Here is a 15,563-nt window from a genome sequence, read left to right on the forward strand (position 1 = left end):
GGCGACCAGGCGCGTCGGGTCTGCGGTCACACCAGCGCCGAGGGGCGCTGGTGTGACCGCGCCGGTGAGCATCGGGCAACTGCGGGAGCGGCCCGGCCGTCGAGGTCGTCCAGGCGCTGCCACCATGCGGGGAACTCGGGTCGCAGTTCGGTCAGTTCCTTTTCGTCGCTGCCGACGTAACAGATGCCCTCGCCCGCCACGGCGTCCCAGTAGGCGACGTCGCGTCCCTGGGCGTATCGGATGCGCACGTAGTCGAGATCCACTCCGGTAACGATCAGGAGACTGGCGAGGCGGACCAGGTCGGTCCCCGCGCGCTCGACGGTGAGGCCCGCGATCGGTTCCTGCACCCGGATAAGGTCGACCTCGACCTCACTCTGGCGCGGCGGACATCCCTGGCCCGTGGACCGCTGCACCTTCCCCCTCTCCCAGGCCACGGAGGTCGTGCCGATGCCCCAATGGGCGGCCATCTGCTCGATGATCTCGCGATCCGTGTAGTCGCCGGCGAGGTAGCGCAAATTGGCGACGAGAGCTGCGGCCTGCCGCGCGTCCGGGGCGGTCAGCGCCAGCAAACGCTGGTCGAGGCCGAGCGTGGGTGACAGCAGCAGTTCCTGCGTCTGGTCGCGCACGGCCCGGCGCAGCTCGTCGTCGACGTCGTACCCGGTGAGTTCGCAGAGGGCGCGAAGCGTGGTCTGCCGAGCCCGCACCTCGGTGAGGACCTGCTCGGCGGCTGCGCGCTCCTCGCCGGTGAGCGAGGCGACGAGCTTGTCCGGGCCCCAGAGGAACGACCACGATGCGAGCTGCGCCGTTATCGCCCGCCCTGGGTCGATCACGTCATCGCGCAGCAGTTCCCGCAGGATGTGGCCCAGGATCACCACGTTGCGCACCGTCAGGGTGGGGCCGAGTTTCTCCTGGAAGACCGTGTCGTGCAGCGCGACGGTGAACCGGACGGCGAGCCGGTTGTAGGCCATGCGGGTTCGGGTGGAGACGCTGAGGCCCCGGGGGCGCTGCTTCTCGCCGTCGGCGTCGTCCGGTTCGCTCCCGGCGCCGAGGTCGTCGTCCTGCTCCTGCGCGGTGGGTGAGCCGGTAACCCCGTTGAGGCGGGCGGCGATCGAGCTGAGGATGAGCTCGATCTCCGATGTCGGCTCTCCGTCGGGCCCGCGACTGCGCTGGTAGCCCCGGTAGCGGGGATGTCGGTAGAGTCGCTCCCAGTCGATCTCCTCCCACCGTACCCGCTCCCGCTCGGCGTCACCCTCCTCGCCGGCGTGCGCGGCGGCCCTGGCCCCAGCCACCTTCCAGGCGGTCTCCGGGTCGAAGATGAGCGTCTGTTCAAGCTGCCTGAGCAGCGCGAACAGGTCATTGTCGGTGTGGGGCAGGGCCCCCATCGACATCAGCAGGCGATTGTCCCCGACCCGCTCCATCCGGCCCCGCAGCGCGTCCACGTGGTAGGGCCACGTCGGTTCAGGCTCCGCGCCTTCGGCGCAGCCAGGCGCGCGGACGTCGACGCGGCCACCTCGGGTGAGCCGCTCGACGTCCGTATCGGCGAGCCGGAATCGGAAGACCGTGCCGTCACCCTCCGCAGTCAACGCGAGCAGCGCGGTCCCATCTGGAAAGAACAGCTCCGGTACGCCCGGACCGGTCGCCGTGGTGAAGACCAGCGTTAGGACGTTGCCCCGTAGCTCGCTGTAGAGCAGTGCCAGCGCGTCGGTCGGTGCTTTCTCACCGCCGCCACGAAAGGTCAACGTCAGCGACTCGGAGGCGGACAGCGGTTGCACCGTCAGCGGCGTGTAGAGGCTGGCGAATCCTCCGGGCGGGCGCGTCTCGATCACCGCCAGTTCGACGTTGCCGGTGGCGGCGGGCAACAGCAGGGCCCGCCGGGACAGGTTCGGTGAGCCGGTGACCAGCACCTCCCGCTTGTTACCCACCACATGGATGATCTTGGCGTGCAGGAAGGCCGTCGGCGCGTCGGCCACCCCGACCCTGTCGAGCGACACCGCCGTGCCGGGACGACTCACCACGGCGGCGAGGCGTTCGCCGTCGACCGAGGTGTCCGGGGTGAGCAGCACCCGCAGACGCTCAGGTCGCAGCCGGTCCAGCAACTGTCCCAGCGTTGCCACGTCCTCGTCGTAGAACGGCGTGTGCACCGTGAGCAGACTGATCGGGCCGTCCACGGCCGCGGTGATCGCCTCGATCAGCGGGGTGTCGAGATTGTGGTGCAGCGGCTGCCGCGCGGCGGGACGCGGCGGTAGCCACGGGGTGGAGGACCAGGCCCGAGTCAGCCCGGCGACGGCGGCAGGATCGAGCCATCCACGCGTCGCGATGCCGTCGATCAAGGACCGGACCGCAGCGAACACGTCGACATGCTCGCCAATGCCGTCGTCATAGGTGTATCTGTGCCACAGCTCGCCGGGCTCGGCGTAACCGTCCGGGCCCAGATTGCCCGAACCGACCAGCAGCCGGCCTGCCGTGGACGTCGTGAGCAGCACTGCCTTGGCATGCGCTGCCCACGGGTTGCGGATCGGCGCGGCCAGATAGGTCCGGTTGGCCTGACCGAGCCGCTGCCCGGATCGTGCCGCCGTGGCGAACTGGTCGGCCAGCCGCCGGTCGTCGGCGAGGACGATCCGGTTCGGCACCCGACTCAACTGCCGAAGCAGATGGGTCTCGAAGAAGTCCAGGTGCGCCGAGTAGGTCAGCACGACCAGGTTCGTCCAGGAACCCTGGATCTGCTCCGGGACGACGATCACCGGCACGTCACTCACCCCGGCTCTCCTGGTGGAACTCCGCAGCCGCCTGCTGTACCGCGCCCGTCGGAAGATCGCCGTCGGCCAGCAGGGCCAGGCCGGACGCGGTCAGCTCCCGTCGCTCCCAGGCCAGACTGGAGACGAGGCCGAGCTCGTGAGCGATCGTGCTGAGGGCCCCGAACCGGCTGTCGTTGAAGGCGGTCGGCGCGTCCGCGGGAAAGAAGCGCAGCGCGTCGCCGACCCGCCGGAAGCGGAACGTGTCCCCGCTGTGGGGGAGCTTCGCCGTGGCCACCCGCTCGTGCTGGACGATCACGAAGTCGATGATGATCCACTGAAGGAGCTCGGCGATCGTCTGGTTCGCCGTGAGCCGCCTGTGTAGCAGTTCGTAGAAGCGGGTCATCCCGATGCGCTGGCCGCCACCCTCGGCCAGCAGAGCGGCATCGTCGCCCAGGTCGGCCTGGCGTCCCGGGGTGCAGAGCCGACGGTGGACCAGCAGCAGGATCGCCAGCATCGCGAGCAGCGTCCCGGCGTCGTCCTCGTCGTTGGCGCACCAGGCGTAGAGAGTGTGCTCGTCGAGTTCGTCGTGGCGGGGCCAGAGGTCGTCGACTCCCGGCGTGATGTCGACGTGCCCGGTGAGCCAGTCCGCGAAGGCCCTGCCCGGCATGTCGGCCGTGATACCGGGATCGGACAGGTCGCCGCAGAAGTCGTTGTCGTCGAGTTCCTCGGTGATGACCGTCCAGAGTCGACCGAGCGGCACCAGCGTCAGGCCGTCGTCGGACAGCTCCAGCCCGCGGCGTGTCACCCAGGCCCAGAGCCGGTTGAAGGCGAACGCGAAGTACTCACGCGCCTGGTAGATCCGCCACCGGCGGGCGGTGCCGAGCACGCCCGGCAGCGGTTCGTACCGCTCACCGTCCAGCTCCCGGAAGTAGACGAGCTGGCGGAACCGGTCCTGGCTCACCGCCTCCGCCTGCGTCGTGCGGCAGAAGTCGAGGAAGAAGCGGAACGTCGCCCGCCGCCGTTCGGCTTCCTCGGGCTCGCCGTAATGCAGGAACACGTCCTGGAGCAGCGGCAGGTCGGCGGTCGCGGCGGTACGCAGCCGGCATAGGCAGCCGGCGGCCGCGAACTCCGCGAGGACGTCCCGCGCAACGGCGGTGTCGCAGGTGGCGAAGTAGTCCCGGTAGAACCGGGTTCCGCCGACCGCCGATCGGTACCCGGCCGCGACCGCCCGGCCCTCCGGCGTCGGGGCGTCGAATACCACACCGGCGGCCGGATCGGTGAGCACGACCAGGCCCATGCTCTCCATCACGGTGCGGTAGTAGAGGCCGTAGCCACCGAGTGGCTCCTTGATGTAGTCGAACGCCGGATCGAACTTGTCCTGGCCGATCACGCTGTAGGTGCGCCGGGACCCGACGACGCCGCTGGTCAACGTCTCGTGCTCGGGCTGCTCGCAGAGCTGGCAGGCGAAGGAGTACAGGGCCTCCCGAGGCCGATAAAAATCCCGGAAGGCCGCCTGGCTGCGGGGCAGGTCGCGGGCCCAGAATTCGTCGAGCAGGAACGCATAGAATGACCAGTACCGTGGGTGGACGGTCAGCACGTTGACGCCCGGCGACAGCCCCGCCAGCAGCCGGTCCGAACTGACGGAGCCCAGCCCGAGATGGTCCTGTCCTGAGCCGCGCGGGTAGGCCCGCGCCGCCCAGAAGGGTCCCGTCGTCTCACCTTCCGACGTCATGGACGACGAGTACCGCAGCGCCGCCGTGCTGGACCACGGTCGCCTCGGGGTTGCCCGGCGGGAACGTCCCGTACCCGGCCACCTGTCGACCCGGGAGATTCCACATTGCCCTCCTGCCGGGCGGGCCGGATCGGGCGTTCGCGCCGAGGGCGGCTGCCGCCTTTCGCCGCAGCAGACTACTGCGTCGCCGGCGTCGCCGGGTGACCGGTGTCGTGGGCGGCCATGGTCTCCTGGCGGTGCGGCTCCTCGCGCAGGACGGCGCAGTGCAGCCACGGGTCCGGGATGGCGAAACCGTCCACGAGGGTCCGCATGTGCGGGCGCAGCTCCTTGAGCAGACCGTTCACCACGGCGGTGATCGCCTTGGCGCGGGCCGGCGTGAAACGGCCGTGCTCCAGGAACCATCCCTTGTCGGCCTCGATGACGGTGAGCGCGTACAGGTCACAGACCCGGGAGAGCAGCGCCCGGACCGCCGGGTCCGGGGTGGCCTCGATGCCGGCGACGAACGCCTCCAGGGTGACCCGGTCGACGTGCGCGGCGGCAACGGAGAGGACGTGGTCCTGGACGTCGTTGAAGATGTCGAAGGGCCGGTCCTTCTTCGTGGCCGCGCCGTTGCGCAGGCGGCGGACCGCGCCGTCGAGCAGGTGCCTCTCGCGGTCCTCGAAGACCTTGAGCTGCCAGCCGCGGTCGGTGACGGCGACCTCCTCGTCGCGGCCGGGCACGGCGCTGATCAGCCGTTCGATGAGCGAGCGTGCGGCGGTGCGCTCGAGCACCATCTCGCGGACCTGTTCGGCGACGAAGGAGGCGCGTCCCCAGCCGTCCAGCGAGCCGAACTCGCTCCGGTAGCCGGTGAGCAGCCCCTTGGCGACCAACTGGAGCAGGACCGTGTTGTCGCCCTCGAAGGTGGTGAAGACGTCGGTGTCGGCCTTGAGGCTCGGCAGCCGGTTCTCCGACAGGTAGCCGGCGCCGCCGCACGCCTCGCGGCACATCTGGATCGTGCGCGTGGCGTGCCAGGTCTGCGCGGCCTTGAGGCCGGCGGCCCGGGACTCCAGCTCCCGTTGCCGGTGCTCGTCGACCGGCTCGTCGCCGCCCTGCGCCGCGCTGAGCGCGGCGACCAGTTCGGCCTGGGCGAAGTGCAGCGCGTACGTGGTGGCCAGGGCGGGCAGCAGCTTGCGCTGGTGGGCCAGGTAGTCGTTGAGCAGCACCTCCCGGTCCGCGCCGGGGGTGCCGAACTGACGGCGGATGTCGCCGTAGCGCACGGCGATGGTGAGCGCCGACTTGGTGGCCGCCGCCGCCGCGCCGCCCACGCTCACCCGGCCCCGGACCAGGGTGCCGAGCATGGTGAAGAAGCGGCGCGAGTCGTTCTCGATCGGGCTGGAGTACGTGCCGTCCTCCGCGACCTGGCCGTACCGGTCCAGCAGCATGTCCCGGGGCACGCGCACGTGGTCGAAGCTGAGCCGCCCGTTGTCCACGCCGAGCAGGCCGGCCTTGGGTCCGGCGTCGCCGATGGTCACGCCGGGCAGCGGGTTGCCGCGCGCGTCGCGGATCGGCACCAGCCACGCGTGGACGCCGTGCCGCCGCCCGTCGGTGACCAACTGCGCGAAGACCACCGCCATCCGCCCGTCCCGGGCCGCGTTGCCGATGTAGTCCTTGCGGGCCGCCTCGTGCGGGGTGTGCAGGTCGAACGTCTGCGTCTGCGGGTCGTACGTGCAGGTGGTGCGCAACTGCTGGACGTCGGAGCCGTGGCCGGTCTCCGTCATCGCGAAGCAGCCGAGGATGGTGCCCGAGATGATGTCCTGCAGCCAGGCGTCGTGGTGCCGCCGGGTGCCGAGGGCCGCGACCGCGCCGCCGAACAGGCCCCACTGCACGCCCGCCTTGACCATCAGCGAGAGGTCGACCTGAGCCAGCATCTCGGTGGCGACGATCGAGCCGCCGACGTCGGATCCGCCGCCGTACTCGGTGGGGAAGGCCGACGCGACGCCCAGCTCGACGGGGAGTTCGGTGAGCAGCCGGCTGATCCGCTCGCGTGCCTGGTCACCGGTCTCGCCGTACACCGGGAGGAAGCGCTCGTCGAGGCGCTCCCGGTGTGCGTTGCGAACCTCGGCCCACGGCCCGTCGAGCACCTCCCGAAGGCGGGCGGGGTCGATGCGGCCGGACGCGTGCTCGGGCATGGTCACCCCTCGGAATGGCGGACATATGGGTACAGTCGGTAATCGATCAAGGGTAGCGGGCCGCTGCGGCGATCCGCCGGGGGAGACCCTGGTGAGACGGGACACCGTCGCCGCTCCTGCCGCCGAGACGGGGCCCGCGACAGGTGCGGTGGACCCCGTTCCCCGGAGGTGGGACCATCGAGCGCCAGACGATGCGGGGGTGCGCCGATGAACTCGTCGATGCTCGGGGCCGAGTTCGGTGCGGCCCACGGCGGTCAGGTCCGGGGGCCCGCTCCCCGCCCCACGGCGCGGGCTGGCGCGTGAGCGGCCCGCTGGCCGGGGTCCGGGTCCTGGAGCTCGCCGGGATCGGCCCGGGGCCGTTCGCGGCGATGCTCCTGGCCGACCTGGGGGCCGACGTCGTCCGGGTCGACCGACCGGAGCCGGGCGCGCTGTCGCCCGGCGACCCGAGGCGGGACCTGCTCAACCGGGGCAAGCGGTCGGTCGTCGTGGACCTCAAGCATCCCGACGGCGCCGAGGTGGTCCTCGCACTGGCCGAGCGGGCCGCGATCCTGATCGAGGGCTGGCGTCCCGGGGTGGCCGAGCGGCTCGGCGTCGGGCCGCAGGACGCGCTGGAGCGCAACCCGGGCCTCGTCTACGGACGGATGACCGGATGGGGACAGCAGGGGCCGCTGGCCCGCGCCCCCGGGCACGACATCGGCTACATCGCCGTCGCCGGGGCGCTCCACCCGATCGGCCGCCCGGGCGGGCCGCCGCAGATCCCGCTCAACCTCGTCGGTGACTTCGGTGGTGGCGCGCTCTACCTCGTCGTCGGCTGCCTGGCGGCGCTGCACGTGGCCGGGAGCACCGGTCGCGGGCAGGTCGTCGACGCCGCCATCGTCGACGGTACGGCCCACCTCACCACGATGTTCGCCGGTCTCCTCGCCGGCGGTGCCTGGCAACCCGAGCGGGGCCGGAACCTGCTCGACGGCGGGGCGCCGTTCTACGACGTCTACGCGACCGCCGACGGCGGGCACATGGCGGTCGGCGCACTGGAACCCCGGTTCTACGCCGAGCTGCTGCGGCTGCTCGGGCTGGCCGAGGCGGACCTGCCGGCCCAGCACGACGTCGCCGGATGGCCGGTGCTGCGCGCGCGCTTCGCGGAGGTCTTCGCCGGCCGCACCCGCGACGAGTGGGCCACCCTGTTCGAGGGCACCGACGCCTGCGTGGCCCCGGTGCTGTCGCTCGCCGAGGCGCAGCACCATCCCCACCTGGTGGCGCGCGCGACGTTCGAGGAGCACTTCGGCGTCCGGCAGCCGGCGGTGGCGCCCCGCCTCTCGCGGACGCCGGGAGCGGTCGGCGGCAGCCCACCGACGCCGGGCGCGGACACCGAAACCGTGCTCACCGAGTGGGGTCTCGGCGCGGACCTGCGGCGGTGGCTGGGCGACGGCGTGGTCAGCCGGACAGGGCAAGCGAGCTAGGGAAGCCTCTGTGTCACGGGAACCGGCGCACCAGTGTCGGGGCTCATCACGCGGCGCGCCGATCGGCGTCGGCGTGCAGTGCGATTCCCTTGCCGCGGACGGTGTGGAGATACCGCGTGTCCGACGCGCGCTCGGCGATCTTGCGCCGGAGGCGGTGCAGCAGAACGTCCACGGAGCCGGCTGAGGAGAACGCCCCGCGCCCCACCCTGATGCGCAACTGCGCCCGTGGCACGACCCGTCCGGGATGCTCGGCGAGGCACGCGAGCAGGTCGAACTCGGTACGGGTCAGCACCAGCGGTTCACCGCCGATGGTCGCGCTGCGTTCCGCCACGTCTATGCGGAGGCTACCCACCACGGTCGGTGGCGGCGGCGGCGCGGCCGGAACCCGCCGCAGTAGAGCGCCCACGCAGGCGTCGACCACCGACGGATGGCAGGGCTTGGGCAGGTAACTGTCGGCCCCGGCGTGCAACATCTGCACGATGTCGTCGTCGCTGCGATCCACGGAGTGGACCAGCACCGGACGGCGGGAACTGATACACAGCATCCGCATCAGCAGCAGTCCGTCGACGGCCGGCGCGAAGGGATCGACCATTACGACATCCGGCCGTTGATGGGTGTGGCAGGCCAGGTCGGACAATGCCCGCCCGGTCTCGTGCAGGGCGAGATCCGTGACGGTGTGGCCGAGCAGGAACAGGTGTTCGCTGAGCGACCGCCGGTGGAAGGCGTTCTCGTCAATCAGCAGGATCTTCGCCATCTTTGCCGTCCGGTGTCCTGTTGGTGAACACCTCGCACGATCGCATGAACGGTCCGCCCGATCTCATCACGCGCGCGCATAGCCTTCGCTGATCGTTGCGGTGGCGAGCGCGCGACCGGGGCGGTTTCGAAAGCCTCCGGTAAGTCGGAGCCCGGCGAACCTGACCGGTGGCTGTGCCGGCGTTGTGGCCCCGGGAACGGCGTGGCTAGCGTCCGACCACCCAGGAATCCATCGAAACACATAAGCGTCTTTGGTGGATCCCATCCGCTCGACCCCACCCCTGAGGAGACCGCGTGTCCAGAACCCCGACGCGTCCGACGATCGCCAGGATGTGCGGCGCGATGATCGCGCTGACAGTCGCTCTCGGCGTGGCGCCGCCACCGGCCACCGCCGGCGCGGTCCCGCAGCCGTCCACCCGGCAGTCCGCCAGGCCGGACGCCGCGCCCCCGGTCGCCGCCGAGGCGGCCGGGGTCGGCGACGGCCTCGACGACCATGTGGGCGGGAAGCCGCTCCCCGTCGACAGGCGGGCACCACAACCGGCGGCGAAGGACGCCACCCGCGTCGACTACGACCGACCGGCCACACCGGTGCGCCGGGAGCGCCCGTCGGACAGCTCCCGCCGCACCGCCGCCCCCTGCGGCGCCGCCGACTTCACCGGCCGCACCGGGAGCGCACTGGTGTCCCAGATCAAGGCGTCCAGCGTCGACTGCGTCAACGGCCTGTTCAGCCTCTCCGGGAATGACGCCTACCAGGCATTCCGGGAGGCTCAGATGATCACGGTCGCCTACGCGGTCCGTGACGGCGCGGCCGGCTACCCCGGAAACTCCTCCACGGGAATGACGCAGCTCGTGCTCTACCTGCGCGCCGGTTACTACGTGCAGTGGTACGACGCGGGCGTCGGCGCCTACGGCCCGCAGTTGCAGACCGCGATCCGCGCCGCGCTCGACGCGTTCTTCGCCACGTCGCGTGCCTGGGACGTCACCGACGCCAACGGCGAGACGTTGTCGGAGGCGGTCACGCTCATCGACAGCGCCCGGGAGAACGCCCGCTACCTGTACGTGGTGAATCGGCTGCTGACCGGATTCAACTCCTCGTACCTCGCGTCCTGGCACATGCTCAACGCGGTGAACAACGTCTACACCGTGCTGTTCCGTGGCCATGAGGTTCCGGCGTTCGTCTCCGCGGTGCAGTCCGATACGACCGTACTCACGAATCTCCACAACTTCGCCGACGCCCACCTCCACCTGCTCGGTACCGACCAGAGCTACCTGACGTCCAACGCCGGGCGGGAACTCGCCCGGTTTCTCCAGGAGACGCCGCTGCGACCCACGGTGCGGCCGATGGCCTCGGCCCTGCTGGCGCGCAGCAGCATCACCGGCCGGACCGCGCCGCTCTGGGTCGGCGTCGCGGAGATGACGCAGTTCTACGACGCCGCCAACTGCTCCTACTACGCCACCTGCGACCTGTCCACCCAGTTGGCCAAGGCTGTGTTGACGGTCGACTACTCCTGTGGCGCCTCCGTCCGCATCCTCGCCCAGGCGATGACCTCCACCCAGCTCAGCCAGTCCTGCGACAGCCTCAAGGGCCAGGACGCCTACTTCCACAGGGTGGCCGCCGACGGCGGCCCCGTCTCCGGCGACGTCAACACGGACATCGAAGTCGTCGTCTTCGACTCCAGCACCGACTACCAGACCTACGCCGGCGCGATGTACGGCATCGACACCAACAACGGCGGCATGTACCTGGAGGGCAACCCGTCCGACGCCAACAACCAGGCCCGCTTCATCGCCTACGAGGCGGAGTGGGTCCGGCCGACCTTCCAGATCTGGAACCTCAACCACGAGTACACCCACTACCTCGACGGCCGGTTCAACATGTACGGCGACTTCAACGCCAACATCGCCACGCCGACCGTCTGGTGGATCGAAGGCTTCGCCGAATACATCTCCTACTCGTACCGCAACGTCACCTACACCAGCGCGCAGACCCAGGCGGGCTACCACACCTACCCCCTGCGGACCCTGTTCGACACCACCTACGGCCACGACCAGACCCGCGTCTACAACTGGGGCTACCTCGCCGTCCGGTACCTGCTCCAGTCGCGCCGGTCGGACCTGACCACCGTGCTCGGTCACTACCGATCGGGCGCGTACAGCGCCGCGCGCAGCCACCTGACCACCACCATCGGCACGCGCTACGACGCGGCCTTCGACACCTGGCTGACCCGCTGCGCGGCCGGTGACTGCGGCGGCGTGGACACTCCGGGCAACCAGCCGCCGGCCGCCTCGTTCACCGTCGCGACCAGCGGGCTCACCGCGAGCTTCACCGACCGGTCCACCGACGCCGACGGCAGCATCGCCTCCCGCCGCTGGAGCTTCGGCGACGGCGCCACCTCCACCGTGACGAATCCGAGCCGGACCTACGCCGCGGCCGGCACCTACACCGTTTCCCTGACGGTCACCGACAACCAGGGGGTCACCGCGACGACCAGCCAGGCGGTCACGGTCTCCTCCGGCGGGAGCGCCCTGCCGGAGTGCGCCGGCACGGATACCCGCACGCTCGAGCGCGACTGCCAGCGCAGCGGTCGCGCCGCGACCACCGGCAACTACGACCACCTGTACCTCTACCTGCCGTCGGGTGTCTCCGCCCTGACCATCGCCGCGACCGGGGGCACGGGTAACTGCGACCTCTACTACAGCCCGTCCTCCTGGGCGACGACCGGCACCGCCACCCGCTCCTCCACCGGCACCGGCAACACCGAGTCGCTGACCGTCGCCAGTCCCGCCGCCGGATACCACTACGTCAGTCTCCACGGGAAGTCGTCCTGCTCCGGGGTCACCGTCAGCAGCCGCTACTGACACCGCGCACCGCCACGGGGGTGACGCGCCGTCCGGATGCCGGGCGGCGCGTCCGCGCCCACGGGCCCGGACGGCCGCGCCGCCCGGGTCCGCCACGACGCGCGCGTAACCTGCTGGCATGGCCATCGATGTACGACATCTGCGGGCGATCAGCGCCATCGCCGAGGTGGGTAGCGTCACGGGCGCCGCCGCTCGCCTGGGGCTGTCCCAACCCGCGCTGACAGCCCAGCTCCAGCGGATCGAGGAGATGGTGGGCGGCGCGCTCTTCGTCCGCAGCCGCACTGGAGTGCGACCGACCGAACTCGGCAAGCAGGTGCTGCGACGGGCGCACGTCGTGCTGGCGGAGGTGGACGCCCTCGCCGACGACTTCGGCGACCGGCACCGCCCCTCGGGACTGCTGCGGCTCGGCACCATCCACATCGCCTGCGTCGGCAGCCTCGTCCGCCGCGTGGCCGAGGTCTTCCCGGCTGCGGAGATCGCCCTGCAGATCGAGCCCTCCGCACGACTGCTGACGGAGGCCCTGACCCGCAACCAGTTGGACGCCGCGCTGCTGGGCGCCCTGGAGGGCTTCGAGCTGCCGCTCCCGGCGGCGCTCGCCAGCCGCACCCTGGTTCCCCGGTACCCGATCTTCGTCGCGATGTCCGCCATGCACCGCCACGCCCAGTCCCACCAGGTGCGGCTGGCCGACCTGAGCGACGAGTCGTGGGTTTGCCCACCCGGCCCCGACGATGGCTCCCTCGCCTCTCTCCGGCGCGCCTGCCGCGCCGCGGGCTTCGAACCGAAGATCCGCTACGAGGCCCCCAGCGGGGCGGCGCATCCGCTCGTGGCCGCCGGAGCCGGCGTCCGACTGGTCGACCCGACCTGGGCGCCGGCCCCGGGGACGCGGGTGCTGCCCCTGGCCGGCGAGCCCCAGGTGGCGAGACTCGCCTTCGCGTGGCGCCGGGACGCTCTGACGACCGGGCAGAGCGGCAGCCTGTTCCAGGCGGTCAGCCGCGCGTACCTGGACCACGTCGACGACAACCCCGCCTTCACCCGCTGGTGGCGGGAACACCCCCACACGCATCCCGTCGAGTGCTGAGAAGGCGGGCCGTGCGGCCGGTGTTGACGCCGGTTCGCCGACCGCCTACTGTCTGCCCCACAGATCACAACTGCATAGACACCGTTCGAATCCGCGCGGGAGAGCCCCGACACCGTCGGGCGCCGAAGGAGCAAACTCCCAAGAAACTCTCAGGCCCCATTACCGCGCGGGCGAGGTGGACTCTGGAAAGCAGACGGATCATCGTCTCACCCACGGTGCAAACCGCCGATCGGCGGTGAAGCTCTCAGGTCGATGACAGAGCGGGAGGCAACCGACCGAACGACGCCATGTGCGTCGGGACGAGGAGCGCCTCCATGCGTCGGGGTCCGACGACTCTGTTCGACTCACTCCTGCACACCGTGCCCTTGCCGCTCGGGGAGCGGCTCGCCGGCTCCGCCGGCTGTTCCACCCCGGCCCACTCCGCCAGGGAAACCCTGAGCGGGCACCTGCCCGCGGCACGATCCGGCCGCGCCCGCCACACCCCGTTTCGCGACGAAACCGGCGACGTGCCGGACGACCTCGTCGCCCACCGGCTCGTTGCCAGCCGGTACCCGCTGGTCACCACCGCCGCTGCCGCGCCGGACGCGCCGCGCGTGCCGTACCAGGCGCGTGTCACCGACCACGACGCCACAGCGCGCGAGCATCGCGGTGCGGGGCCGTCGCGCCGCCGAACCGGACCGGACCGACGACGATCGCCCCCCTGTCGTTCAACCGCCGTCCGCGCTGAACCGCCCCTTCTGCCGAGGAGACCATGACATGGACGTACCGGCGCACCTTCGGTACAGCGTCCACCACGAGTGGATCGACGACACGACCGATCCGGCGACGGTGGGGATCACCGCGTTCGCGGCCTCCGCGCTCGGCGACGTGATCTACGCGGAGCTGCCCGACCCGGGCAGTCACCTGACGGCCGGCGACGTGTGCGGCGAGGTGGAGTCCACCAAGTCGGTGGCCGAGCTCTACCTGCCCGTCAGCGGCGACGTCGTCGCCGTCAACGAGGAGGCTCTCGCGGACCCGGGGCTGATCGGCGCAGACCCGTACGGCAGAGGCTGGCTCCTGCGGGTGCGGGTGACCGGCGGGCCGCCCCTGATGTCGGCCGACGAGTACCGCGTCTTCGCTGACGACGCGCGATAGGGAGACGACGATGTACCTCGACGCGGACCTGGCCGACCTCGACCCGCAGGTCGCCGAGGCGATCAGCTCCGAGCTGCGCCGACAGCGGCGGACGCTCGGCATGATCGCCTCGGAGAACCTCGCTCCCCGGGCGGTCCTGCAGGCCCAGGGCTCCGCCCTGACCAACAAGTACGCGGAAGGCTACCCGGGCCGGCGGTACTACGGCGGTTGTGAGCACGTCGACGACATCGAGCGCCTGGCGATCGAGCGCGCGAAGACGCTGTTCGGGGCGGCGTACGCCAACGTCCAGCCGCACTCCGGCTCGCAGGCCAACGCCGCCGTGATGGCGGCCCTGCTCGAACCCGGAGACACCCTGCTCGGCCTCGACCTCGCGCACGGCGGACACCTCACCCACGGCATGCGGGTCAATTTCTCGGGCCGGCTCTACCGCGCCGTCGGCTACCGGCTGAGGTCGGAGGACCTCCTCATCGACATGGACGAGGTGGAGCGGCTGGCGCACGAGCACCGACCGAAGCTGCTCGTCGCGGGGTGGTCGGCGTACCCGAGGACGCTGGACCTGCCGCGGTTCCGCCGCATCGCCGACGCCGTCGGCGCGTACCTGCTCGTGGACATGGCCCACTTCGCCGGGCTGGTCGCCGCGGGGCTGCACCCCAACCCGGTGCCCCACGCGCACGTCGTCACCCTGACCACCCACAAGACCCTCGGCGGGCCACGCGGTGGCGCCATCCTGAGCGGGGACACCGCGCTGGCCCGACGGCTGGATTCCGCGGTCTTCCCCGGGCAGCAGGGCGGCCCGCTCCAGCACACGGTGGCGGCCAAGGCGGTGGCGTTCCGGATCGCCGCCGGCCGGGAGTTCCGCGAGCGGCAACAGGCCGCCCTCCGTGGGGCGAGGGCCCTCGCCGACCGGCTCGGCGCGCCCGACGTGCGTCGCGCCGGCATCCGAGTGGTCACCGGCGGCACCGACGTGCACCTGGTCCTGGTCGACCTGCGCGAGGCGGAGCTCGACGGGGTCCAGGCCGAACACCTGCTGCACAGTGTGGGCATCACCGTCAACCGCAACGCCGTACCGTTCGATCCCCGCCCGCCCCTGGTCACCTCGGGGCTGCGGATCGGGACGTCCGGGCTCGCAACCCGGGGGTTCACCGACGCCGACTTCGTCGAGGTCGCCGACGTCATCGCCGTCACCCTGACCGGCGGTCGGGCCGGCGAGGCGCTGCGCCGCCGGGTCACCCGGCTCGTCGACCGGCATCCGCTGCACGCCAGCGTCACCGCATCATCGGGGGACAGCCTGCCATGATCAGCGTTTTCGACCTCTTCAGCGTGGGCATCGGGCCGTCCAGCTCGCACACGGTGGGCCCGATGCGGGCCGCCCGCACGTTCGTCGCCGGGCTCAAGGCCGACGGGCTGCTCGCCGACACGGCCCGGGTGCGCGCGGAGCTGTTCGGCTCGCTGGGCGCGACCGGCCACGGTCACGGCAGCGACCGGGCCGTGCTGCTCGGGCTGGAGGGGGAGGCGCCGGAGACGGTCGACACCGACACCGTCGGCCCCCGGGTGGCCCGGGTCCGGGGCGAGGGGCGGCTCACCCTGTTCGGCACGCAGGAGGTCGACTTCGACCCGGACCGGGACCTGGTGCTGCACCGGCGTCGG

10 protein-coding genes and 2 riboswitches are annotated in these 15,563 nt (G+C 71.4%); of the genes, 6 read left to right on the forward strand and 4 right to left on the reverse strand.

Annotated elements, in window-relative coordinates:
- Positions 1-26: 26 nt before the first annotated feature.
- From LPU43_RS24835 to LPU43_RS24845, 3 genes are all read right to left on the reverse strand, one after another.
- Positions 27-2,756, reverse strand: a complete 2,730-nt coding sequence (locus LPU43_RS24835) for a phospholipase D-like domain-containing protein (RefSeq protein WP_229402928.1) — start codon at positions 2,754-2,756, stop codon at positions 27-29.
- Positions 2,749-4,467 (reverse strand): hypothetical protein, encoded by a 1,719-nt coding sequence (locus tag LPU43_RS24840; RefSeq protein ID WP_229402929.1) that lies wholly within the window; start codon positions 4,465-4,467, stop codon positions 2,749-2,751. Before LPU43_RS24840 ends, LPU43_RS24835 begins: the two co-directional genes overlap by 8 nt.
- A 176-nt stretch (positions 4,468-4,643) precedes the next feature.
- Entirely contained in the window at positions 4,644-6,635 is a 1,992-nt protein-coding gene (locus tag LPU43_RS24845; RefSeq protein ID WP_229402930.1) for an acyl-CoA dehydrogenase family protein, read from the reverse strand.
- Positions 6,636-6,934: 299 nt separating this feature from the next.
- Here LPU43_RS24845 and LPU43_RS24850 point away from each other — a divergent pair, with 299 nt between their 5' ends.
- Entirely contained in the window at positions 6,935-8,092 is a 1,158-nt protein-coding gene (locus LPU43_RS24850) for a CaiB/BaiF CoA transferase family protein (RefSeq protein WP_229402931.1), read from the forward strand.
- Positions 8,093-8,138: 46 nt separating this feature from the next.
- Here LPU43_RS24850 and LPU43_RS24855 read toward each other — a convergent pair whose 3' ends face one another.
- Positions 8,139-8,846 carry a response regulator transcription factor gene (locus tag LPU43_RS24855; protein WP_229402932.1) on the reverse strand — a complete coding sequence of 236 codons (708 nt, stop codon included), beginning with the start codon at positions 8,844-8,846 and terminating at the stop codon, positions 8,139-8,141.
- A 293-nt stretch (positions 8,847-9,139) separates the two neighbouring features.
- Between LPU43_RS24855 and LPU43_RS24860 the strand changes: the two genes are divergently transcribed.
- The 5 genes from LPU43_RS24860 to LPU43_RS24880 form a co-directional block, all read left to right on the forward strand.
- Positions 9,140-11,704 (forward strand): collagenase, encoded by a 2,565-nt coding sequence (locus LPU43_RS24860; RefSeq protein ID WP_229402933.1) that lies wholly within the window; start codon positions 9,140-9,142, stop codon positions 11,702-11,704.
- A gap of 118 nt (positions 11,705-11,822) precedes the next feature.
- Positions 11,823-12,782, forward strand: coding sequence for a LysR family transcriptional regulator (locus LPU43_RS24865; RefSeq protein ID WP_229402934.1), 960 nt, complete (start codon positions 11,823-11,825; stop codon positions 12,780-12,782).
- 86 nt (positions 12,783-12,868) lie between these two features.
- Positions 12,869-12,957, forward strand: a riboswitch (glycine riboswitch).
- Positions 12,958-13,051: riboswitch (glycine riboswitch) on the forward strand.
- Between the two features lie 487 nt (positions 13,052-13,538).
- A complete protein-coding gene (gcvH, locus tag LPU43_RS24870; RefSeq protein ID WP_229402935.1) occupies positions 13,539-13,916 on the forward strand; it encodes a glycine cleavage system protein GcvH in 378 nt (125 codons plus the stop codon).
- Between the two features lie 10 nt (positions 13,917-13,926).
- Positions 13,927-15,213 carry a serine hydroxymethyltransferase gene (gene glyA, locus LPU43_RS24875; protein ID WP_229402936.1) on the forward strand — a complete coding sequence of 429 codons (1,287 nt, stop codon included), beginning with the start codon at positions 13,927-13,929 and terminating at the stop codon, positions 15,211-15,213.
- Positions 15,210-15,563 (forward strand): serine dehydratase beta chain (locus LPU43_RS24880; protein ID WP_305075039.1); only part of this gene is annotated, 354 nt, incomplete at its 3' end. The genes glyA and LPU43_RS24880, both read left to right, overlap by 4 nt.

Source organism: Micromonospora okii (genome assembly GCF_020884795.1).
Classification (GTDB): Bacteria; Actinomycetota; Actinomycetes; order Mycobacteriales; family Micromonosporaceae; genus Micromonospora; species Micromonospora okii.